Origin of the sequence: uncultured Dokdonia sp. (assembly GCF_937910895.1) — a bacterium.
Taxonomy (GTDB): Bacteria; Bacteroidota; Bacteroidia; order Flavobacteriales; family Flavobacteriaceae; genus Dokdonia.
The window spans coordinates 1-22,184 of record NZ_CALEMI010000021.1 but is presented as its reverse complement, the minus strand read 5'-3'; the positions used below and the strand labels follow the sequence as shown (position 1 = coordinate 22,184).

Genomic DNA, 22,184 nt, shown 5'->3' with positions numbered 1-22,184 from the left:
TTTATATGTTGTCTTATCTTTGCCAAGATAAAAAGAGGATATGACTCCAGATAATAATACAGCAGCATTTTATAAAAAATTAAAAGAACAGTTAAGCGATACTTCCACATGGCCAGCGCCTTATTTATATAAGTTTATAGTGCCTTCTGACGCTACTAAAATCAAACAAATAGAAGATATTTTTGATCATACGGGAGCAGTCATTAATAGAAAAGAATCACGTACAGGAAAGTACACCAGTGTATCTATTAACGTGCGTATGAAAGATCCTGATGCGGTAATTGAAAAGTATCTAGAAGTCGGTGAGGTAGAAGGGGTAATATCTTTGTAATCTCATTTTAGAAATATAGAAAGCAGCTACGAGATTTTATTCTGTAGCTGTTTTTTATGATATATCTTCTTATTAAATTAACGTAATAATTTAAAAGGTCATGTCATTGGAATCTTAGTACGTAACAAAATAACCGTATTGTACATTCTCTTCATTATTTATTTTGTACGCAGTGTCAAATATTACAATAGATCAGAATTACGGATTAACCGTAACTATTTGATTTTTAATTATTTTTTACTAAATTAAGAGTATTATTAACTTTTAAATTTTATTACTATGTTAAAAAACATTTTACATATAGATGGTGTTCAACCATTGAATGCAGATGAGCAAAAATCTATTCAAGGCGGTTTTGGAAAGTCAAGAGGATTTTGTTGTGAGTGGTGCCCAGATGGCTCTTGTCTTGATTATGTTGATTCCCCATCTACTACTTGCCCATTTGCGGCGGCGTGCCCATCCTAATAGATCATTTTATAGAAAAGAGAACAAACGCTCTTTTCTTTAGACTTCAGATTAAACAGCTGCGGGATTTTATTCCGTGGCTTTTTTTGGTAACCTATACTATAAACAAAAACAACAGTAAGCTTATATTAACCCATAGCATCTTTTTTATGATTTATGCATATTTGGTGTAAATTTACACCAAAAAGAATATGGCACGACAAAGCATCTCCTTTACGGATCCCAATGATGAATGGCTAAAGGCTCAAGTTGAGAGTAAAGAATATGCTAGCAAAAGCGAACTCGTAAACGACTTGATACGACAAGCTAGAAAGCAACAAAAACAAATTGACTAGATAGCTGCTAAACTAGACAGCGCTGAAAAGAGCGGTTTTACTCAAGACACCAAAAAACAATTATTAGCGCAATCTAAGTCCTTGCTTAATGGCTAACTATAGATTGAGTAATGTCGCAAAAGACGATTTTGATTAGGATTCATCAGTATGGCGTTAAGAAATTTGGAATACAACAAGACGATAGGTACTTTGAAACTTTTTTTCAATACTTTAATATAATTGCAGAACGCCCTTTCTCTTTTGAAGCGGTTGATTATATTAAAGTGGGATATAGACGTTGTGTTTGTGGTTCTGATACTATTTATTATAGATTAAGTAGTGATGCTGTCATAGAAATTATGACAATTATCGGAAAGCAGGATTTAGAAAGTATCCTTTAATTCTGGTTTAAAAATCCTAACTTTCGATAACTACAATTTTACAATCTTTAAAGCACTTCTCTCTTTTCCTGCTTATACCACACATACGAATACATAATCGGAATGATGGTAATGATCATGGTAATCACAAGAAAAACAGTCAGATTTTGTGGCTGTGGGATTAAAAGCGAAGTCATAATAATCAACAAGCCGCCAACGACCCATAATTTTCCTGCCAGTCGATGTGTTTTTTTCCAGACCGTAGCACTTTCTAATGTCCAAGGTGTGCGTAATCCTATAAAATAATTAGGCTTCACAGAAGGAAAATAATTTCCTAAAGCCGTAAAAAATACACCTATTAATACAAAAATCATTTTAGGACTCGACATCGATTGCTGTTGTACAGCATATATAATATATAATCCTAATACACTTAAAAATAAAACGATGATAAATTTGAGTTGGTAAAACTTGGCACCCATTTGTTTGATTTGTCCTTTAGGATCAATTTTAGGCGCAAGGCTCATCAATACATAGCCTAAAAAACCAGTAATAAAAGGAATGATCCAAAGCATACTTTTTGATCCCCAATTGTCTATTTGACCTTCTATATTCCAATGCGTAGGGACAGTGTCTGGTAAATCTGCATACAGGTATCCTAAATATAGGAACGGTAATAAAGCAATAATGATAAGCGGAATTTCTTTACGTAGATTCATAATGTTGGTTATTAACAGGTTAGTTTTTTAAATGTATAATCCATTGCATGACTTCTTCGAGAATCGTTGTATTGAGACTATACGTGACATATTGCCCTTTTTTTACACTGCTTACGAGATTAGCTTGTTTTAATAAATCAAGATGATGCGAGATACTGGGTTTTGAAATATCAAAGGATGCTGCAATTTCTCCAGCGGTCAGATCCTTTTCTTTTAAAAGATTAAGAATCTCCCGTCGAGTTTCATCATTGAGTGCTTTAAATAGTGTATTCACGTAATTAAGTATTTAGACAAATATCTAATTAATAGACGTAACTTTCAAATAATTGTTACATAATTTAGTAGAAATTAAGTTGGGAGTGTTATGAAAAATCCTGCTTAGGCTTTTGTTTGTGGGGTTTCCGCTTTCGCGAAAGCAAAAATACTCATTACAAAAAAGGAATCATGAATTAAGACATAAAGGAAAAGAGAGAAAAGAATATAGAGAAGAGAATATAGAGAAGAGAAAAGAGACTCAAGTCACTAGATACTGAGAAAAAAGAAAAAAGAAAAAAGAATATAGAAAAGAGAATAGATTTTTTTTATAGCTACCAACCAAAGACCAAAGACCAAAGACCAAAGACCAAAGACCAAAGACCAAATTTTAAAGCATATTTAAAACACAAAATAAAATTCAACAAGAGTTTGCACAATTTTTAGTATTTTGCAAGAGTTTATATACATAGACAAACTTCACTTAATTTTTTACAATTGATAGATCAATTAGAATACAATACAGAGAGAGATCACTTGATCATTCCAGAATATGGACGCCATATTCAAAAAATGGTAGACCAAACTACCGTGATAGAAGACCGCGATGAGCGTAACAAAGTAGCCAAAGCTATTATTGCTGTGATGGGAAATTTACAACCCCATTTAAGGGACGTACCTGATTTTCAACATAAACTTTGGGATCAGTTATTTATTATGTCTGACTTTGCGTTGGATGTAGATTCTCCTTATGGAAAACCGTCCAGAGAAGAACTTGCAGAACGTCCAGAGCCTTTAGAGTATCCTCAAAACTTTCCTAAATACCGATTTTATGGGAATAATATCAAACGTATGATTGATGTTGCCGTAGGTTGGGAAGAAGGAGATATGCGAGAAGCATTGGAGTATACCATTGCCATTCACATGAAAAAATGTTTCCTTAACTGGAATAAAGATACCGTAGATGATGATGTGATTTTTAATCATCTTTTTGAGTTGAGCAAAGGACAAATTAATCTTCGCGAAAAAGAAGAAACCTTACGTGATTCTGAAAAGCTGATTAGAGCGACCAAAAAAGCAAAAGCTTCAGATCACCCGATCAAAAAATCTAAAAGTAACTACACGCGTAAAAAACGCTACTAACCCCTTTTCTTTACATAATACATGGGTACATTTCAAATAGAAGGAGGCCACCAACTCAAAGGCGAAATCCAACCACAAGGAGCAAAAAACGAAGCATTACAAATCTTATGTGCAGTCTTACTCACTCCTGAGAAAGTAACTATTACTAATATTCCTGATATCCTCGATGTCAATAAACTGATACATATCTTAGGGAATTTAGGTGTAAAAATTCAAAAACTAGGCAAAGGAGCCTACACGTTTAAAAGTGATGAACTCCAATTAGACTATCTAGAAAGCGAACTTTTTAAAGTAGAAGGAAGTGGCTTACGTGGCTCCATTATGATTGTAGGGCCTTTATTAGCTCGTTTTGGAAAAGGATATATTCCGCGTCCAGGAGGTGATAAAATCGGTCGCCGTAGATTAGATACCCATTTTCAAGGATTTATCAAATTAGGAGCTGATTTTAGATACAATAAAGAAGAACGTTTTTATGGCGTAGAAGCTCCCAACGGATTGACAGGAACGTATATGCTCTTGGATGAAGCATCCGTGACTGGAACTGCAAATATTGTCATGGCTGCCGTACTCGCCAAAGGCAAAACCACCATTTACAACGCCGCTTGCGAACCCTACTTACAGCAACTTTGTAAGATGTTAAATCGTATGGGCGCTAAGATTACAGGCGTAGGCTCTAATATGCTTCATATAGAAGGTGTAGAAGCTTTAGGAGGTTGTGAACATCGTGTCTTACCCGATATGATTGAGATCGGTTCGTGGATCGGACTTGCCGCCATGACGAAGAGCGAAATCACTATTAAAAACGTAAGTTGGGACGACTTAGGTGTCATTCCTAATACCTTTAGAAAACTCGGAATTACCCTTGAACGTAAAGGCGATGATATTTACATCCCTTCACATACCGATGGTTACCAGATAGAGAGCTATATCGACGGCTCTTTTATGACCATTGCCGATGCGCCTTGGCCAGGATTTACACCCGACTTGTTGAGTATTATTTTGGTCGTAGCCACACAAGCGAAAGGCGAAGTGATGGTTCATCAAAAAATGTTTGAAAGCCGTTTATTCTTCACCGATAAACTTATAGACATGGGCGCTAAGATCATCCTTTGTGATCCCCATCGCGCTACCATTATTGGGCATAATTTCAAGTCTATGCTGAAAGCAACCACTATGGTATCTCCAGACATACGCGCAGGAATCTCTTTACTTATAGCGGCATTAAGTGCCAAAGGAACGTCTGTTATTCATAACATTGAGCAAATTGATCGTGGTTATGAAAATATAGATGAACGCCTTCGCGCCATTGGAGCCAAAATTATTAGAACGGCGTAGGTTTTTTACGCTTTCGCGAAATATCATACTGAACTTGTTGAAGACAGATGATAATGATAGCTACTTCAAAAGATAAAGAACATAGAAAATAGAGCATAGACTTAAAATAGAGTAGTACTTTAATGTAGAGTGTTACTCTATTTTAAATTAAAAATTTCGAACACGGAAGATCAAATATCTAAGTGAAAAATTGGAGATTTTTGATTGCTGATTTTTGAACTTAAAAGAGAAGCAAGCTACTTGAGTGATTTTAAAACATAACGAAGTGAAGTTTTAAAACAGTACCAAATTTACCGACTTTAGAAAATTAAGCGCACCAGTTTCCCCTCTAGATAAGAGATTACGGGAGGTGTTAAAGCAGAGTACGCTTTCGCGAAAGCATACCAATGAGATCTAAATGATGTATAAAAAATATGAGAAGCACACTTACACGTATACTTCTCATGATTGAATTGTTTTTTAAAAGATCGATTATCCCATAAGCGTTTCTAATGGATCAGAAGGGTTTGGTCTAATACCATCTCCTTCCTCACAAGTAGCGCCGTCGCAACAATTAGGATTGGACTCCCCACTTTCATCACAACTATTTGAAACAACACAATAGACAGTGCAATCACCTGAAACTGGGCATGAATCAGTGATAATATCACACTCTTCTCCAGAAGTATCACATTGATTTTCAAACTTAACACCAAAAATATCGTTATTAAAGTGACACGAAGAGCCATTAATAGATATTCCTTCTGCTCTTTGAATAAGATAGATCGTACGTTTTTCTTTCTTGTGGGTTAGATACGTAAGTTGTTTTACTTTTTTAATCTTCATCCCTTTTGTACTATGATTTTTCTTAGACAGATACATAATAAACTTTTTAGTATCTACAGGAGTTAAAGAAGTCGTCTCACTATACTCAGCGAGTAATATTCTTAGTGCAATATTGGCAGATTTAGTTGGTTTTTTTTGTGCATATCCTCCAAGCGTAAAAGAAAGAAATAGTACAAGCGTCAATTGAATAATTTTCATAATGTTTTAATTAAAGTTGAATCTAGTTATTTAAATGAATATATATAATAGCCCAAAAGTACTATGAGATAGATGATTAGCGTATAGTTGAAAAACTGTATTACAGGAGTTAAATGTCCTTTTCGAAATAGTCTAATCCCCTTTTTTATAAAATCATATTCTAATTTCTTATGTAAAAAGTAAGGATGGAAGTGAGTGAATACATCGTATTCTTTTTCCTTATTTTTGCACCCTTAAAATATACCCATGATTGCAGTAGATAATTTAGCCGTAGAATTTAGTGGCGATACCTTGTTTAGTAATGTGTCTTTTTCCATTAATGAACAAGATAAAATTGCCCTGATGGGAAAAAATGGCGCAGGTAAATCTACGATGATGAAGATTATTGCAGGCGTTCAGAAAGCGACTAGAGGAAACGTACGCTATCCTAAAGATGCGGTCATCGCCTACTTACCACAACACTTACTCACAGATGATGATTGTACCGTCATGGAAGAAGCCTCCAAAGCTTTTGCTCACGTTTTTGAAATGAAAGGCGAGATGGATCGGTTGAATAAAGAACTAGAAACTCGTACCGATTATGAGTCGGATGCCTATATGGATATTATTACCAAAGTATCAGACCTTGGTGAGAAATTTTATGCGATCGAAGATACCAACTATGAAGAAGAAGTCGAAAAAGCACTTCGCGGACTAGGATTTAAGCGAACAGATTTTACGAGACCGACTAGTGAGTTTAGCGGGGGATGGCGCATGCGAATTGAGTTGGCTAAAATCTTGCTTCAAAAACCAGATCTTATTTTGCTAGATGAACCTACCAACCACGTGGATATTGAATCGGTGATTTGGCTAGAAGATTTCTTATTGAATAAAGCAAAAGCCGTGATTGTGATTTCTCACGATAAAACCTTCATTGATAATATCACCAATCGTACGATTGAAGTCACCATGGGACGTATTTATGATTATAAAGCCAACTACTCTCATTACCTAGAACTCCGTGCAGACCGTCGGGTACATCAGATAAAAGCCTACCAAGAACAGCAAAAATTTATTGCTGATAATAGGGCATTTATAGAACGTTTTAAAGGCACCTATTCCAAAACAAACCAAGTCTCTTCCCGAGAGCGGATGCTAGAAAAGTTACAAATCATTGAGATTGATGAGATCGATACCGCAGCTTTAAAGTTACGATTTCCACCAGCCATGCGCTCGGGAGATTATCCTGTAAAAGTAGAAGCATTGACCAAAGTATATGATGATCACGTGGTTTTTAAAGATGCTAATATGTCGATCGCTCGAGGCGAAAAGGTCTCCTTCGTTGGTCGAAATGGAGAAGGAAAATCGACGATGATTAAAGCCATTATGGGCGAAATTGAGTATGAAGGGAGTTGCGAATTAGGTCATAATGTGAAGGTCGGCTACTTTGCGCAAAACCAAGCAGCATTATTAGATCCCGACCTTACCGTCTTTCAAACGGTTGATGAAGTTGCCAAAGGCGATGTACGTACGCAAATCAAAAATATTTTAGGTCGTTTTATGTTTGCTGGCGATGACATTGATAAGAAAGTCAGTGTCCTTTCTGGAGGAGAGAAAACACGACTGGCGATGGTCAAATTATTATTAGAACCTGTGAATTTACTCATTCTCGATGAGCCGACTAACCATCTTGATATCAAATCAAAAGATGTATTGAAAGAAGCTTTGCAAAATTTTGATGGGACGTTAATTCTCGTATCCCACGATCGTGCCTTTTTACAAGGTCTTTCTAAAAAAGTATTTGAGTTTAAAGAAAAACGCGTCATTGAGCATTTTGAAACTATTGATGATTTCCTAAAACGCAATCGTATAGAGAACTTGAAAGAAATCGATTTGATGGGGAAATAAAGGAGCAAAACACACTCATATAAAATTTGTAATATATCATTTTACAAGTCAAATTTATGTAATCAATTGCAAGTAAGTTTGTTGAGTTTGAGCAATTAAATGTGCGTTGAACAATCAAAAATATGCCTATTCTTATTTCAAAGATAATTTAGTAACTTCCCTTTTTTAAACCCACGATATGAAGAAACTAATACTCTTTTTTAGTAGTCTGATCTGCTTTTGTAGTTCCTACGGACAAGTTTTTTTTGAAAACCAATCTTCATCACTGGGAGCAAATATTGTATACGAAGGAAATGTTTTAGGGGCTGGTATCTCTTTTTATGATTATAATGGCGATGGTTTAGATGATATTACACTAGCTTCTTCATTTGACAATAACCACGTATTCCTGAGAAATGAAGGAGGTTTTTTTGTAGAAGACGATCTAGGAATTTCTAATGGCGGCGCAAGAGCCAAACAAGTGATTTGGGTTGATTATGATAATGATGGAGATGCCGATTTTTTCTCAGCAAATGATAATAGTAAATGTCGTCTGTATCGTAATGATGGTGATGGAGTATATACCAACGTGAGTGATAGTAGTGGTATTCCACAAACCACTTTAGAATTTTTTGGAGCATCCTGGGGAGATTATAACAATGATAGTTTTTTAGATATATTTCTTAGTGTTAGAGACCCTAACCAAGTAACAGCTAATTTTTTATATAAAAATAATGGCGATGGTACTTTTACAGATGTCACTGAAGAAGCTGGTTTAGATACTACTGGTTTTTTATCTTTTTGTAGTGCTTTCTTTGATTATGATAAAGATGGTTTTCAGGATATTTATGTAGCTAATGATAAATTTTTCACTCCTAATCTACTGTACAGAAATAATGGAGATGGTACGTTTGAAAGTGTGGGAGTAGCTGCGGGAGCCGACTTATATATGGGGGCTATGTCTACGACCATAGACGATTACAATAACGATGGTTGGTTAGATATTTATGTAACCAATTTTTATCCACCAGAAACTGATCCTGAAAATGGCGTTGTAGGCAATGCATTTTTACGCAATAATGGGGATGGCACTTTCACCAATGTTGCCCTAGAAAACGGAACTCGTTTTGACAGTGTAGGCTGGGGAGCGGTATTCTTAGATGCAGATAATGATACACATCATGACCTTTATGTGAGCGGAAATATAAGTGATCAGAGTGATTTTCTAGAAGCCGCTTTTTATGAAAACCAGGGAGATGATACTTTTTTGATTCCTGAAACCGCTGGATTTGTAGGAGATGACGGTACTAGTTATTCTAACGCTATAGGCGATGTAGATAATGATGGGTATCCAGAAATTATTGTTATGAATAGTGGATTTGAAGAGATTTATGTTTGGAAAAATGAAACGCCACAAGATAATAATTGGCTAAAAGTCAAATTAGAAGGTACAGAGAGTAACCGGATGGGAATCGGTTCTTGGATACGTATAAGTGCTGGAGGTCAGGAGCAATATCAGTATACACTTTGTGGTGAAGGATTTTTAGGACAAAACAGTGCGTATGAGTTTTTTGGATTGGGTGACGCGACCACCATCGATTTTATCGAAGTTACTTGGTTAAGTGGTCAAGTAGATTTTTATGAAAATATAGAAGCAAATACATCTTTATTAATCATTGAAGGTCAGGAGGCTCTTGGTATCGAAGAAAAGGCTATTACAAATGACTTTGCTTTATTTCCTAATCCAGTAAACGCTGATGGAATCTTCTTTTTAAACAGTAAAAACCCAATAGAAGGAGATCTTACATTATATGATGCCACAGGGAAAGAAGTACGAAGTGCTTCCATGAAGGGTTCTTCTACTCAATTTAACGTACAAGGATTATCTTCTGGGTTTTATATTTTAAAAGTAGTCACTCAAAATAGCATAGAGTCTTTAAAACTGATTATTAAATAATAGCTAACACTTATTACTTTTCTATTTAAGTAGTACCAATAATAATACAGGAATCAAAATCCCAAAAGGTTCTTGTGTAAGTGATAATGGTTCCAAGAGTTATGTTTTCATTGAAAGTCTTTGTCGTACCTACTATATAACTCTAATAACTATATGTGCAGTTAACTTAAATGCTAGTGTTATAAAAGGTAGAAAATAGTATCACTATACTGTTTTTTTAATACAATAGTACGCTTTCGCGAAAGCGTAAACAGCCTTACTTGGAATGTTTGAATGCCTTTTATAGCGTTGTTTATCAATTATCTGCATATTTTTTTCATTTTACGAAACCGAACCTTTACATACTTCGTAAGTGTTTTAGTAAGGTAACTAGTATCTATAAAATAGATAAATAGTACTTCATAATAAAAAACAACTAAAACATACACTTATGAAAAAAACAACTACTAAGAATCTTCTTTTGATGATTTGTACGTTCTGTGTTACAGCAATGTCTTATGGACAATTTGTGGTAGCCAATGGCGATGATAGTGGTCCAGGCTCGCTTCGTCAAGCGATACTAGACGCTAATATGGCGGTTGGTCCTAACACAGTAACATTCACAGGGAATTTTACAATTAATCTTTCAACTGGAGTGTTAAGTATAACAGACGATGTTACGATTACAGGTACAGGAGTTGGACAAACCATTATAGATGGAAGTGCAAACGATACGTCTAGATCAATGTTATTTAGTAATGGGACAGCTCATACAATAACAGGAATTACTTTTAGAAACGCATCAAGCGATTTTAATGGAGGCGCTATCGCAGCCATTAATGCAGGAACGCTTACAATTAATACTTCAGAATTTATAGGAAACGAATCTACAGGTATAGCTGGGGGTGGTGCTATTTATGGCGAATCTACAAATCTAGTTATCAACGGAACTGATTTTAATGCAAATACAGCATTAAATACAGATGGTGGAAGTGGTGGAGCTATCTTACAAGCAACAGCAGGAACACTTTCGGTAACAGGCGGTAACTTTACAGGCAACATGGCTGCAAGAGCAGGAGGCGCGATTGAAGTAAATTCATCAGAAACACTAACAATCACAAACGGAATTTATGATGGAAATACGACAGGTGCTGTCCCTGGAAATGGTGGAGCAATTCATATTACAGGATCAGCAGATTCTAATATCTCAAACGCCACATTTACAAATAATATAGCTAGTAGAGAAGGTGGAGCGCTTTGGAATGGAAGTGGTACGATGACAATAACAGATGCAACGATAGATAGTAATGAAGCACAAGGAGCCGCAGCAGATGATGGCGGCGGAGGTATTTTCAATAATGGAGGTAGTCTTGTTGTCACAGGTGCATCTGAGGTTACAAATAATACAGCTACTGGAACAGCAGGTTCTGGAGGAGGTATTTTTTCTTTAACACCAGGAACCTTATCAATAGACGGAATTACGATAAGCAACAACACAGCAAATAGAGCTGGAGGAGGAATAGAAGTTCGCTCGGCAGCAGGGGAAACCTATTCTTTTACAAATGTAATTTTAGAGGGAAACAGTATTGATGTTGCCGTTCCTGGTAATGGAGGTGCATATCATATAAGTGGTCCTGGAAATACGAACTTTACAGGAGGAAGCGTACTAAATAACACCGCCATTGAAGGTGGTGGACTTTGGAATGGAAGTGGTACAATGACTGTTTCTGGAACTATGATCACAAATAATATCGCCAACGGATCGAATACTGGTGGTGGTGGTATCTTCAATAATGGAGGTACACTTGAAGTCAATACGACTACAACACTTTCAGCTAATACTGCTATAGGAGCAACTCCAGGCGGTAGAGGTGGCGCAATTTTTAATAATACAGACGGTACATTAACGGTATCAACAGGAGTTACGATCTCTGGAAACTATGCAAGTAGAGCAGGAGGAGGTATTGAAGATAGTTCTGGTACTACACTTGTTCTTACAGGTGTTACCTTAACAGGAAACGCAGCAGGGGTTGATATAGGATTAGGAGATATGGCAAATCCTGGAAATGGAGGTGCTATTCACTTATCAGGTGCTACAAGTGCAACTATTACCGGGGGTACTGTCTCTGGAAATCTAGCAGCCTTAGAAGGTGGTGGATTATGGAATAATGTAGGAACCATGACGGTTGACGGAACAACCTTAGATGGAAACACCGCAAGTGGAGCAGCCGCTAATGAAGGTGGTGGAGGTCTTTTCAATAATGGAGGGACACTAACGGTTCTAAATGCGACAATTACTAATAATGTTGCAGATGGTGCTTCAGGTTCTGGGGGAGGAATCTTGAATGATAGCGGAACTCTTTCCGTAACCGATACAGAAATTTCTGGAAATAGTTCGATGAGAGCTGGAGGAGGAATTGAAGTGGCTTCTGCTGGAGGTACAACTACTTTAATGAATGTAGATTTAACAAATAATAGTACTGCATCTGCTCCTGGAAATGGAGGTGGATTGCATATTACAGGAAGTGACAACAGTACGATTACTGGCGGAACAGTTTCTGGAAACACAGCAAGCCTTGAAGGCGGTGGATTATGGAATGGTTCAGGTATCATGACTATTGACGGAACAACCATAGATGGAAACACAGCAAATGGAGCTGCCGCGAATGAAGGTGGTGGTGGTCTTTTCAATAATGGAGGTACATTGACTATTCTAAATGCGACCATTACCAATAATGTTGCAGATGGTGCTTCTGGTTCTGGTGGTGGAATTTTAAATGATAGCGGAACGCTTTCCGTAACGGATTCTGAGATTTCTGGAAATAGTTCGATGAGAGCTGGAGGAGGAATCGAAGTTGCTTCAGCAGGTGGAACAACTGCATTAACCAATGTTGACTTATCTGGTAATAGTACTGGATCTACCCCTGGAAATGGAGGTGGATTACATATTACAGGAAGTGATAATAGTACGATTGTAGGCGGAATAGTTTCAGGAAACACAGCAAGCCTTGAAGGCGGTGGATTATGGAATGGATCAGGAACTATGGATATCTCAAATTCGAGAATCGAAACAAATGAAGCTGCACAAGGGGCAGGTATCTTCAATAATGGCGGAACTTTAAACATTATGACTTCTTCTATAACAAATAATAACGCCGCAGTTGGTGGTGGTATCTATAATGAAGAAGGAGGTATATCTGAGCTAAATAGAACTACGGTATCAAGTAATACTGCCATTGCTTCAGCAGCAATTCTTAACGCAGGATCTATGACCATTGCGACTTCTTCAATTTTATTTAACGAAGCGAGTGACTTCAATGGCGGGATTTCTGGCGGAGGTTCAGGAATATCTCTTAAAAGTTCTATAGTTGCCAACAATGTGGATCCTTCGGGACCTTTTGATATTAGAGGAATAATCACGTCCCTAGATTATAATCTTATAGGCTCAGATCCAGAAGGTATTTTTACGCCGCTGTCAAATGACATTGAAGGAGCAGACCCTCTGGTAGGACCACTTCAGGATAATGGGGGGACTACGTTAACACACGCACTTTTAGAAGAGTCTCCAGCATTTAATGCGGGAGACCCTGACAATGCATCTGCAGATCAGATTGGTCAAGCTGTTTTTGATGATATTCGTGATATAGGCGCCTTTGAATCTCAGACAGTCCTTGGACTAGAAGATATCCTTCTAAACGGAAATGGAGTTTTAGTATACCCTAATCCATCTAGAGGAGAGGTTACTCTTGATATTAGAGAAGCTTTAGGGAACTCAAATACTATCACAATTATTGAGATAGGATCTGGAAAGGAAGTGCGAACTTTCACAACACTAGCTGGAACAACACCTGTTAATTTGAGGAATTTAGCAAACGGAATCTATATTGTGAATGTAGTTTCTGGAAAAGCTTCATCTTCCCATAAATTGATTATTTCTAAATAGCAACTTACTTACCTAAATAGAGAAAATGGCTACCGATTATTGTTGGTAGCCATTTTTGATTTGTAGTATGTATAAGGTATCAATTTTAAGGAGGTTGTATACGCTTTCGCGAAAGCGGTTTATTCATTATTTCATATTAGATTCGAGAGATTGTTGATAAGGTTTTTAGGACTCAAACCTTTTATCTGGATTCCGTAAATACACTTGATCTTCCGCATTGATAGGAATCACATTTTCAATCTTTTCTTTGGTTGGGATGAGGGTAAAAAGAATTCCTAAGGCTAGTGCGGCAATGATTAAGAAAAATAGATTATCAGTAGTCATATAAGTAACGGTAGCAAATAGACCAATCCCTTCAATAGGAGCAATACGAATAATATGTGCTGTTTGATATATGCCTAATTTTTGTTGTAATGTTTTGTTTTGAAGATCCTTGTGAAGGATTGTCTTAAACAAAAACCGCCCTACAAGTGTTGCTCCAATAAGTAATGCTGGAATTAAAAATTCAAATGGTTGTTGGGTAAACGACAACGATCCCGACTCTTCAGATGAAACAAATATAAAAATGCAAAGCATTAGTAAACCACTCATCATCCCAAGATGAAGTATGGATAACGTTCTTAAAAAGGTTTTAAAACTTGCAGCAGGTTGTTGTTGCATGAGAGATTATATTAAAATCGTTTTTCGCCATCATTTATTTCGATCCAATATCCATCAGGATCTTGAATATAGACTTGTTCTACACTGTCAGGGCGTATAGAAACAGCACTCTTTTTCCCTGGCCAATCATAATAAGGAATATTTAAGCTATTCAAGTGATCTATAAACATAGATAGGTTTGCTGTGGTTAATGCCAGATGCACTCCTTTAGGGATATCTAATTTGAGATCCTCTACACTAATAATATGCAGTTCTTGACGTTCTCCCAACCGAAACCATTTGATATGATCGAGTTGCGTGCCATTATATATTTCTTTGATCCCAAAGACGTTTTGATAATAATCAACACTGCGTTGTAAGTCGGTGACATTAATGGCGTAATGATCTATAGAGAACTTCATGGTAGGGTTTTTATCTTGCCCATAAGAGGTGAAAACAGCACTTATGAGCAAGATGAAAATAGATAGTTTCTTCATTTATTTTTTAATAAACTTTTGAACTGTTGTGCCAACAGAAACAAAATACACTCCAGATTTTAGATTTGATATATCTATAGATTGTGTTCCTGTTACTTTTGTATTTTGACTAAGTACCTGTCTTCCTAGTACGTCATATACAAAGATAGTACTCGTTTGTGCTTCTGGATGTAACGTAAAGTTAATTTGCGCAGAAGCCGGATTAGGAAATAACGTAAATTCTTCTATACGCGTCACATTATCTACACTTAATAACCCTTCTCCTTCTACAATAGTAAGACTTGTATTGCTATCTACATTCTCAATCGTATCCACAATTCCAGAAGGCCAGTTAACAATAATCGTTGCTATGTTGGTTGCGGCTCCTAATCCAAAATGAGACGTTAATGAGTTTTGAGTTCCGTAGCTTTCGCCAGCACGAACCTCTCGTATTTGAGATCCCCAAGCGCCTTGTATTTCTACACGAGCTCCGATACCATTTACATTACTCTCAACACCTTCTAAATGTATCTTAGTCCAATTATTGTCGTTTCCGTCATTTATAAATAACTGATCATCAACGTTAGAAGAATTGTTAAATCCTGTTGCATATCCAGCAATCACATCAATAAAACCGTCATTGTTAAGATCACCTACAGCCGCACTTTGAATTTCGTCATTACTCGTGGCGAATGGATTTGAAACCGAAGTAAAGGTATTATCTCCATCATTTAATAAGAGTAGATGATTTTGGTTTGTAGAGGTTAAAATGATATCTATAAACGTATCATTATTAAAATCTTCCATCATCACTTGAATCCCAAGCCCTAAAGAGTTGAGCTCAGAAGCGACTCCAGAACTTGCCGTAATATCTGTAAACGTACCATCACCATTATTTTCATAAATTTGACTGCTCAGATCGTGATTCACCATCACGGCATCAAAATCACCATCATTATCAATATCTTCAAAGTTGGTAGACCAAGTTTGTCGTCTAGGGCGTAAACCAGCCTCTTCGGCTACTTCTGTAAAATTATTTGATCCGTCATTTTGGTATAAGACATTTAAGCGACGTGGGTCATCAGGATTTCCTGCGGCTTGTAATCTACATTTAGAGATAAAAAGATCTAAATCCCCATCACTATCATAGTCTGTCCAAATAGATCCGTAGTTTCCAGAATTGTCAGAATCTCCAGCCGAAACCGCATTGATCATACTTAAATCATAAACAAAGTCACCAGCTCCATTGTTTCTATAAGGAGAAGAAACTCCATCGTCATGACAAGCAAAAAAATCTATAGCGCCATCGTTGTTAATATCTGCAAAATTGGTGTTTTGCACAAAGATATTTGGACCGCCTAATGTTTCTAAGGAAAAGCTGGTACCATCATCACTAGCTGCTAGAAATCGTACACCATCGTAAGCACCACCGACGATAATATCATTAAAACCGTTTTCATCTACATCGGCAATTGACATTCCCCATGGGTTTCCCACATTTCCGATAATGAGTCGTTCAAAACTTCCATCGGGTTGTTGGTATTCTATTTGAAGATTTACGCCATTATCTATTCGAATAATGTCATCAAGTTTGTCATTATTCATATCTGTAACCGCCATAGCAACGCCGCTAGAGAGGGTTTGGTTTTCAAGTAAGTTGGTGGCATCTGTGAAGGTTATTTGTGCTTTCGCGAAAGCGGACACCAACACAATTGCTGCTAGGGAACATAATTTTCTTTTCATAGTATAGGATTTATATATAGTTTTAGTACTGAATTTTGTTTTTAATTTCCGTTGATAGGTGGTGGTCCAGCAGGTACAATGGCTTCATAAACCGTATCGCCTTTACGCTCTTTATACTCGTCTTTTACTCCTTGTAAAAGGGTGGGATTTTCAAATAAATCGAGCATGGTCATTCCCATTGCTTTACTCGCATACGTCATTCCTTTGTGACCGATGGACATCCCGCCACAAGCGACAACAGCCCAAGAGTGCCAAGGGGTATCTTTAGGTGCGGTGGTCACTCCTAAATTGATGTTAGGAACATTCCAACTCACATCTCCCACATCGGTACTTCCGCCACCAGGATGTTCTCTCGTATCTTCCAACGGATTGATTTTACTATCCATTCCCACTTGTGGTTTTCCTGTGACTTCTTGAATCTTTTTTCCAAAAGCTTCTTCTTCTGGAGTATAGGTAATAGGACCTAATAATTCTAGGTTTTTTTGCATGGCTTCACTTCCTGTTCTATTCACGAGGACTTCGTAAATACCAGAAATTAAAGAGACTTTGTAATCTACATTTGCCATAATTGCAGCACCTTCTGCCATCTTTTGAACGCGTTCATAGACAGGCATCATGCCTTCACGTTTGGTGTCACGTACACGCATCCATAAACGAGCATAATCTGGCACGACATTTACGACTTGCCCACCATCTTGTATATGATAATGCATACGCACGGTTGGTTTTACGTGCTCTCTGTAATAGTTGACTCCAGTCGTATATAATTCTAACGCATCTGAAGCACTACGACCATTCCAAGGATCGGCGCTGGCGTGAGCTGCTTGTCCGTAAAACTCTATTTTAAAATCCACAAGGGCAAGTGAGCTTTGTACATCTGCCTTTGTTGCCGCCGATGGATGCCAAGACACATTCGCATCTACGCCGTCCCAAACACCTTCACGAACCATCCATATTTTACCAAAGAATTTCTCTTCAGAGGGAGTTCCCATAAATTTGACGGTCCCTTTTATTTTTCCAGCTTCGATCAGTTCTTTAATGGCGATAGCAGCACCAAGGCTTCCTGCACCAAAAAGGTTATGACCACAACCATGTCCAGCAGCACCATCATTCAGCGCTTCTTTGGTCGGTTGTGCTTTTTGAGAGATACCTGGCAAGGCATCAAATTCTCCCAAGACGCTAATGACAGGACTTCCAGATCCGTAGGTAGCGACAAAAGCCGTGGGCATTCCTGCCACACCTCGATCTACTTTAAAGCCTTGTTTCTCGGCATAATCTGCCAATATTTTACTGGATTGGGTTTCTTCAAAAGCGGTCTCGGCAAGTGCCCAGATATTATTTGAAATTTCAATAAGCGCTTGCTCGTGTTTTTCAACCGAAGCAATAATGGCTTTTTTGTTTTTGGATAGTTTTTGTGCGGTAGCTCCAAAAGTAATTAGGAGTGCACATAGGATAAGGTAAACATGTTTCATAGAAGCGGTGTGTTACTAGTGGCTTCTAAGATAAGGAAAAGTTACATAAGTTATTTATTTGGCATAGCCATACTTCACTTAATAATGATTACCCTACCGCTTCTTTATACACTTTTAAACAACGTTCTCGTGCTTCCTTATGATCAACTATTTTATCTGGATAGGTAGATTCTTCTAGTTCGGGAATCCATTTATGGATGTATTCTTTTTGTTTGTCAAACTTATCAATCTGAGTCATAGGGTTAAAGATTCTAAAATACGGAGCAGCATCTACACCAGAACCTGCTGCCCATTGCCAGTTACCAACGTTGGAACTCATATCATAGTCAAGTAGCTTTTCAGCGAAATAGGCTTCTCCCCATCGCCAATCGATCAAGAGGTGTTTACATAAAAAACTAGCTACAAGCATTCGTACGCGATTGTGCATAAAACCTGTATTGTTGAGTTCGCGCATCCCTGCATCTACAAACGCATATCCTGTATTTCCTTCACACCATTTTTCAAACTCCTCTTCATTGTTGCGCCATTCAATACGGTCGTATTTGGCTCTAAATGCTTTGTCTTTTGTATGTGGAAAATGCCAAAGGATCTGCATAAAAAACTCCCGCCATATCAATTCGCTCCAGAAAACTTCATTCTCTTCTGCGATGGCTTTTTTAACCATTTTACGAACGCTTACCGTACCAAATCGAAGATGAGGTCCTAGTCTGGAAGTTCCATGCTTTTTAGCAGGAAAATTACGAGTATCTTCATAATTTGCAATAAGATGCTCCGTTACTGTATAATCTGGAACTTCAATACTAGACTTTTTAAAGCCCATATCACTCAACGTTACATTAGGAAGACGTGTATGCTCTATCAGATTTTGCAAGCTTTTGTGTGAATAATGCACCGTAAGATTTTTATCAGCATCAAAATGTTCTTTCCATTTATTTTTATAAGGCGTATACACCACATAGGGATCTCCGTCATTTTTTACCACCTCCTCTTTTTCAAATATTACTTGATCTTTAAACGTGTTAAAGGCAATATCTTTATCCTCCAAAAATGATGCAATCTTCTCATCCCTCTCTTTTGCGTAAGGTTCATAGTCACGGTTTGTAAAGACTGCCGCTATATCATATTCTTCCACTAGACTTTCAAACACGTTTTCAGGAGTGTCATGATACATGGCTAGAGAGCTGCTGTGCTTTTCTTGTATCTCACTACGCATTTCTTGTAATGTCTCAAAAATAAAAGTGACTCTTGCGTCGTCCTCAGGGAGTTTGTCAAGAATATCTTTATCAAAAATAAAAATAGGAAGTACAGGAAACTCTCCTTGTAATGCTTCATATAATCCTACGTTATCATACCAACGTAAGTCACGTCTAAACCAGAAAATAGCTACTTTTTTCATACATATATTTTCATTCCCACACTTCGATAATGCTCAGCATAAACTCTGGCGGAAATCTCATTTTTCTACTATAGAAATCTAAATTATTTCAACGTAAAGATCTCATTATTTTTTAAGATAAACATCTTCTTGTTTTTATGGTATTATACGCTTTCGCGAAAGCGTACTTAGCCATATTAGTTTACATTTAATGTACTCATACCACCATCTACACCCAATACCTGACCTGTAATCCAACTACTCTCATCACTCAGTAAAAAAGAAGCCACATTAGAAATATCTTCTACGGTACCTACACGTTTCATAGGGTGTCTGGCATCCATCATTTCTTTTTTCTTATCATTGCTTAAAAGACGTTTTGCAAGCGGTGTATCTGTAAGCGAGGGCGCAATGACATTAACACGCAGCTTTGGGGCATACTCAGCAGCAAGCGCTTTTGCAAAACCTTCTATCGCTCCTTTTGCAGCAGCGACACTCGTATGAAATGGCATTCCTACTTTTACAGCAACGGTGCTAAAAAAGACAATACTTGCTTGTTCTGATTTTTTAAGATGATCCATTACTTGATGTAACGCCTTGATCATACTGAAGAAGTTAAGTTCCATATCATCTCTAAACGTATCTGTAGAAAGCATTTTGAAAGGCTTCAAGTTGATCGTACCTGGACAATATACGAATCCGTCCAAGTGATCTGGTAATGCGTTCAAATCTAGTTCGTCTTTTTCTGCATCATACGGAATGTAGTTGACTTCTAAGTTTCCTAAGTTTTCATTGGTTCTTGAAGCTACATAGAGGGTATATTTTGTGTGTAGTTTTCTAGCAATTTCAAAACCGATCCCATGGCTACCACCTATTAAAAGTATATTTTTTGACATATTTTTTTGTGTTATTATTTATGAGGTTGGTGCTTTGTATTCACCAAACAATTCTATTAATTTCTTTTTTCGATATTCAAAAATCTCATTGAGTTTAGGCTTAACAAGAAAAGGATGAGCGAGTTGTCCTAAAATCCCAAGAGGGACTTTATAGTCTACAATATCTTCCATCTCTACACCGCCAGGAATTTCTTTGATAAAATGTTTGTGATGCCATAGTGCATAAGGACCAAAACGTTGCTCATCTACAAAATACTCATGATCTCGAACGTGTGTGATTTCTGTTACCCATTTTGTTTTTATACCTAGTACGGGAGTCACAATATATTGAATAATCTGTCCTGGATACATCGGTCTATCTGCGCCTGATAAAATCTCAAATCCCATATAATCTGGAGTAATGGTCTTTAGATTTTTTGGATCAGAAAGCAATTGCCATGCTTGATCTAAAGAGATAGGTAGATTTTGTTTTGTGTGTAACGTATATATTTTCATAAACTACATTGAGGATATAAAAGTATCATTATTTTGTTTAAGATTAAAACATATTTGGTTAAACAAAAATTAAATTTTAATATCTTGTATCTATGTGTTAGCTTATCTATAAGCTAACACATATTATACATGTGCGATTTATGGTAGTAGCGGTTATAAACTCAATACTATTTTACGGCCGCCTTCTTTAATAGATTGATAAATGGTTTCTACGATTTTGAGATCTCTCAGTCCCATACTACCAGGTGCTTTGTTGGGAAGTCCTTGAGTAATATGCAATGCAAAATCATCCATTTGTAACGCTTGTTGTCTTTTATGAGGAAATGAGATTTCGTTTCCATTGGAGGTGCGTCCGTGTAACGGACCGTAGGAGAAAGCAATATCTAACTCATACCAGCCTTTATCGCAAGAGGCATATAGTCGATCTGCTTTGGCGTTGTGGGATGTAAATATAGAACCCATGGCACCGCTTGGAAATTCAAATTGAGCAGTGATTGTCTCGTCGGTATCTTTAAAATAGTCTGGTTTGGTACTAAATTCTTGTGCGGTTACAGAGATTGGGAGTTCGCCAGTTCCATAAATAGCGCCTTGTATGGCATATACGCCCATATTCATCAACGCCCCGCCTCCAGATAATGCTTTATTAAGACGCCACTGATCAGGGTTTGGATTTCCATAAGAAGGATATCCCGCCCCGGTACTGATATACTGTACCTTTCCAAATGGTTTTTCTTTGACAATGCGTTGTATTTCTTGCGTATAGGGTTCTGAATGTAATCGGTACCCAACGCTTAATTTTACGTCAGCTTTCGCGCAAGCGTCAATAATAGACTGACATTCGGCAACACTTACTGCCATTGGTTTTTCACAAATCACATGCTTTCCAACTTTTGCCGCTCGGATACAAAAATCGGCGTGCATGGCGTTGGGTAATACGACATACACAATGTCTATCGCATCATTGGTAGCGATGGTATCAAAGGTGTCATAGTTGTATATATTCTCTTTTGGGATGTTGTATTTTTCTGCCCAGATCTTTTCTTTTTCAGGAGTTCCTGTCACAATTCCTGCGAGATGACAGTGTTTGGTTTCTAGAAGGGAAGGAGCTAACTCATACGTACTATAGGTGCCGAGACCTACCAAGGCTATACCCAGACTTTTCTTGTTCTTGTTAGCTTCAAAGGCGCACGCTAGTGGGATATTACTTAGTAAAGCGATACCACCGACGGCTTTGGATAGTTTGGTGTTAAAGGTTCTTCTATTCATCCTATTCGATTAAAAATCATCAGAAAGTTAGGTATTTTGGCTCAACACAAAAAGTTGTGGGGTATCTAAATTTGAGACAACTTTGCTTTAAAAAATTCTATGTCCTCAGACGCTT

The 22,184-nt window shown here is 37.3% G+C and carries 20 protein-coding genes; 9 read left to right on the top strand and 11 right to left on the bottom strand.

Annotated features, from left to right (window positions below):
• Window positions 1-40: 40 nt before the first annotated feature.
• From Q0505_RS02385 to Q0505_RS02370, 4 genes are all read left to right on the top strand, one after another.
• On the top strand, window positions 41-331 hold the full coding sequence (locus Q0505_RS02385; RefSeq protein WP_299208385.1) for a DUF493 family protein: 291 nt from the start codon (window positions 41-43) through the stop codon (window positions 329-331).
• A gap of 279 nt (window positions 332-610) precedes the next feature.
• On the top strand, window positions 611-796 hold the full coding sequence (locus tag Q0505_RS02380) for a hypothetical protein (protein ID WP_299208383.1): 186 nt from the start codon (window positions 611-613) through the stop codon (window positions 794-796).
• A 191-nt stretch (window positions 797-987) separates the two neighbouring features.
• A complete protein-coding gene (locus tag Q0505_RS02375; protein WP_299208381.1) occupies window positions 988-1,131 on the top strand; it encodes a hypothetical protein in 144 nt (47 codons plus the stop codon).
• Between the two features lie 110 nt (window positions 1,132-1,241).
• Window positions 1,242-1,511 carry a type II toxin-antitoxin system RelE/ParE family toxin gene (locus Q0505_RS02370; protein WP_299208379.1) on the top strand — a complete coding sequence of 90 codons (270 nt, stop codon included), beginning with the start codon at window positions 1,242-1,244 and terminating at the stop codon, window positions 1,509-1,511.
• 47 nt (window positions 1,512-1,558) lie between these two features.
• Here Q0505_RS02370 and Q0505_RS02365 read toward each other — a convergent pair whose 3' ends face one another.
• Together Q0505_RS02365 and Q0505_RS02360 are read right to left on the bottom strand one after the other, a co-directional pair.
• Window positions 1,559-2,209 (bottom strand): SdpI family protein, encoded by a 651-nt coding sequence (locus Q0505_RS02365; protein ID WP_299208377.1) that lies wholly within the window; start codon window positions 2,207-2,209, stop codon window positions 1,559-1,561.
• 19 nt (window positions 2,210-2,228) lie between these two features.
• Window positions 2,229-2,483: an autorepressor SdpR family transcription factor gene (locus Q0505_RS02360; protein WP_299208374.1), complete on the bottom strand. Its 255-nt coding sequence runs from the start codon at window positions 2,481-2,483 to the stop codon at window positions 2,229-2,231.
• Window positions 2,484-2,959: 476 nt separating this feature from the next.
• On the opposite strand from Q0505_RS02360, the gene Q0505_RS02355 reads away from it, so the two are divergent.
• The gene (locus Q0505_RS02355) at window positions 2,960-3,604 is read left to right on the top strand and encodes a DUF4290 domain-containing protein (RefSeq protein WP_299208372.1); all 645 of its coding nucleotides are present in this window, start codon (window positions 2,960-2,962) and stop codon (window positions 3,602-3,604) included.
• Between the two features lie 21 nt (window positions 3,605-3,625).
• Entirely contained in the window at window positions 3,626-4,939 is a 1,314-nt protein-coding gene (gene murA / locus Q0505_RS02350) for a UDP-N-acetylglucosamine 1-carboxyvinyltransferase (protein ID WP_299208370.1), read from the top strand.
• Window positions 4,940-5,410: 471 nt separating this feature from the next.
• On the opposite strand, the gene Q0505_RS02345 is transcribed toward murA, so the two are convergent.
• Window positions 5,411-5,962 carry a hypothetical protein gene (locus Q0505_RS02345; RefSeq protein ID WP_299208368.1) on the bottom strand — a complete coding sequence of 184 codons (552 nt, stop codon included), beginning with the start codon at window positions 5,960-5,962 and terminating at the stop codon, window positions 5,411-5,413.
• 246 nt (window positions 5,963-6,208) lie between these two features.
• Here Q0505_RS02345 and Q0505_RS02340 point away from each other — a divergent pair, with 246 nt between their 5' ends.
• The 3 genes from Q0505_RS02340 (at window position 6,209) to Q0505_RS02330 (ending at window position 13,707) form a co-directional block, all read left to right on the top strand.
• Window positions 6,209-7,849 carry an ABC-F family ATP-binding cassette domain-containing protein gene (locus Q0505_RS02340; RefSeq protein ID WP_299208366.1) on the top strand — a complete coding sequence of 547 codons (1,641 nt, stop codon included), beginning with the start codon at window positions 6,209-6,211 and terminating at the stop codon, window positions 7,847-7,849.
• Window positions 7,850-8,027: 178 nt separating this feature from the next.
• Window positions 8,028-9,785, top strand: coding sequence for an FG-GAP-like repeat-containing protein (locus Q0505_RS02335; RefSeq protein ID WP_299208364.1), 1,758 nt, complete (start codon window positions 8,028-8,030; stop codon window positions 9,783-9,785).
• 430 nt (window positions 9,786-10,215) lie between these two features.
• Window positions 10,216-13,707, top strand: coding sequence for a choice-of-anchor Q domain-containing protein (locus Q0505_RS02330; protein ID WP_299208338.1), 3,492 nt, complete (start codon window positions 10,216-10,218; stop codon window positions 13,705-13,707).
• 165 nt (window positions 13,708-13,872) lie between these two features.
• Here Q0505_RS02330 and Q0505_RS02325 read toward each other — a convergent pair whose 3' ends face one another.
• From Q0505_RS02325 to Q0505_RS02290, 8 genes are all read right to left on the bottom strand, one after another.
• Window positions 13,873-14,367, bottom strand: a complete 495-nt coding sequence (locus tag Q0505_RS02325) for a hypothetical protein (RefSeq protein ID WP_299208336.1) — start codon at window positions 14,365-14,367, stop codon at window positions 13,873-13,875.
• Window positions 14,368-14,378: 11 nt separating this feature from the next.
• Complete coding sequence (locus Q0505_RS02320) at window positions 14,379-14,843, bottom strand: VOC family protein (protein ID WP_299208334.1); 465 nt, start codon at window positions 14,841-14,843, stop codon at window positions 14,379-14,381.
• Window positions 14,844-16,565, bottom strand: coding sequence for an FG-GAP-like repeat-containing protein (locus tag Q0505_RS02315; protein ID WP_299208332.1), 1,722 nt, complete (start codon window positions 16,563-16,565; stop codon window positions 14,844-14,846).
• A 41-nt stretch (window positions 16,566-16,606) separates the two neighbouring features.
• Window positions 16,607-18,037: an amidohydrolase gene (locus Q0505_RS02310; RefSeq protein WP_299208330.1), complete on the bottom strand. Its 1,431-nt coding sequence runs from the start codon at window positions 18,035-18,037 to the stop codon at window positions 16,607-16,609.
• A gap of 88 nt (window positions 18,038-18,125) precedes the next feature.
• Window positions 18,126-19,433 (bottom strand): deoxyribodipyrimidine photo-lyase, encoded by a 1,308-nt coding sequence (locus Q0505_RS02305; RefSeq protein WP_299208328.1) that lies wholly within the window; start codon window positions 19,431-19,433, stop codon window positions 18,126-18,128.
• Between the two features lie 176 nt (window positions 19,434-19,609).
• Window positions 19,610-20,308, bottom strand: coding sequence for an SDR family oxidoreductase (locus tag Q0505_RS02300; RefSeq protein WP_299208326.1), 699 nt, complete (start codon window positions 20,306-20,308; stop codon window positions 19,610-19,612).
• Between the two features lie 18 nt (window positions 20,309-20,326).
• Window positions 20,327-20,803 (bottom strand): SRPBCC family protein, encoded by a 477-nt coding sequence (locus Q0505_RS02295; protein WP_299208324.1) that lies wholly within the window; start codon window positions 20,801-20,803, stop codon window positions 20,327-20,329.
• 153 nt (window positions 20,804-20,956) lie between these two features.
• Window positions 20,957-22,069: a Gfo/Idh/MocA family oxidoreductase gene (locus Q0505_RS02290; protein WP_299208322.1), complete on the bottom strand. Its 1,113-nt coding sequence runs from the start codon at window positions 22,067-22,069 to the stop codon at window positions 20,957-20,959.
• Window positions 22,070-22,184: the final 115 nt, after the last annotated feature.

Coding starts and splice junctions, on each gene's coding strand:
- Q0505_RS02385 (WP_299208385.1), top strand. CDS start 41: ATGACTCCAGATAATAATACAGCAGCATTTTATAAAAAATTAAAAGAA.
- Q0505_RS02380 (WP_299208383.1), top strand. CDS start 611: ATGTTAAAAAACATTTTACATATAGATGGTGTTCAACCATTGAATGCA.
- Q0505_RS02375 (WP_299208381.1), top strand. CDS start 988: ATGGCACGACAAAGCATCTCCTTTACGGATCCCAATGATGAATGGCTA.
- Q0505_RS02370 (WP_299208379.1), top strand. CDS start 1,242: ATGTCGCAAAAGACGATTTTGATTAGGATTCATCAGTATGGCGTTAAG.
- Q0505_RS02365 (WP_299208377.1), bottom strand. CDS start 2,209: ATGAATCTACGTAAAGAAATTCCGCTTATCATTATTGCTTTATTACCG.
- murA (WP_299208370.1), top strand. CDS start 3,626: ATGGGTACATTTCAAATAGAAGGAGGCCACCAACTCAAAGGCGAAATC.
- Q0505_RS02345 (WP_299208368.1), bottom strand. CDS start 5,962: ATGAAAATTATTCAATTGACGCTTGTACTATTTCTTTCTTTTACGCTT.
- Q0505_RS02340 (WP_299208366.1), top strand. CDS start 6,209: ATGATTGCAGTAGATAATTTAGCCGTAGAATTTAGTGGCGATACCTTG.
- Q0505_RS02335 (WP_299208364.1), top strand. CDS start 8,028: ATGAAGAAACTAATACTCTTTTTTAGTAGTCTGATCTGCTTTTGTAGT.
- Q0505_RS02330 (WP_299208338.1), top strand. CDS start 10,216: ATGAAAAAAACAACTACTAAGAATCTTCTTTTGATGATTTGTACGTTC.
- Q0505_RS02325 (WP_299208336.1), bottom strand. CDS start 14,367: ATGCAACAACAACCTGCTGCAAGTTTTAAAACCTTTTTAAGAACGTTA.
- Q0505_RS02320 (WP_299208334.1), bottom strand. CDS start 14,843: ATGAAGAAACTATCTATTTTCATCTTGCTCATAAGTGCTGTTTTCACC.
- Q0505_RS02315 (WP_299208332.1), bottom strand. CDS start 16,565: ATGAAAAGAAAATTATGTTCCCTAGCAGCAATTGTGTTGGTGTCCGCT.
- Q0505_RS02310 (WP_299208330.1), bottom strand. CDS start 18,037: ATGAAACATGTTTACCTTATCCTATGTGCACTCCTAATTACTTTTGGA.
- Q0505_RS02305 (WP_299208328.1), bottom strand. CDS start 19,433: ATGAAAAAAGTAGCTATTTTCTGGTTTAGACGTGACTTACGTTGGTAT.
- Q0505_RS02300 (WP_299208326.1), bottom strand. CDS start 20,308: ATGTCAAAAAATATACTTTTAATAGGTGGTAGCCATGGGATCGGTTTT.
- Q0505_RS02295 (WP_299208324.1), bottom strand. CDS start 20,803: ATGAAAATATATACGTTACACACAAAACAAAATCTACCTATCTCTTTA.
- Q0505_RS02290 (WP_299208322.1), bottom strand. CDS start 22,069: ATGAATAGAAGAACCTTTAACACCAAACTATCCAAAGCCGTCGGTGGT.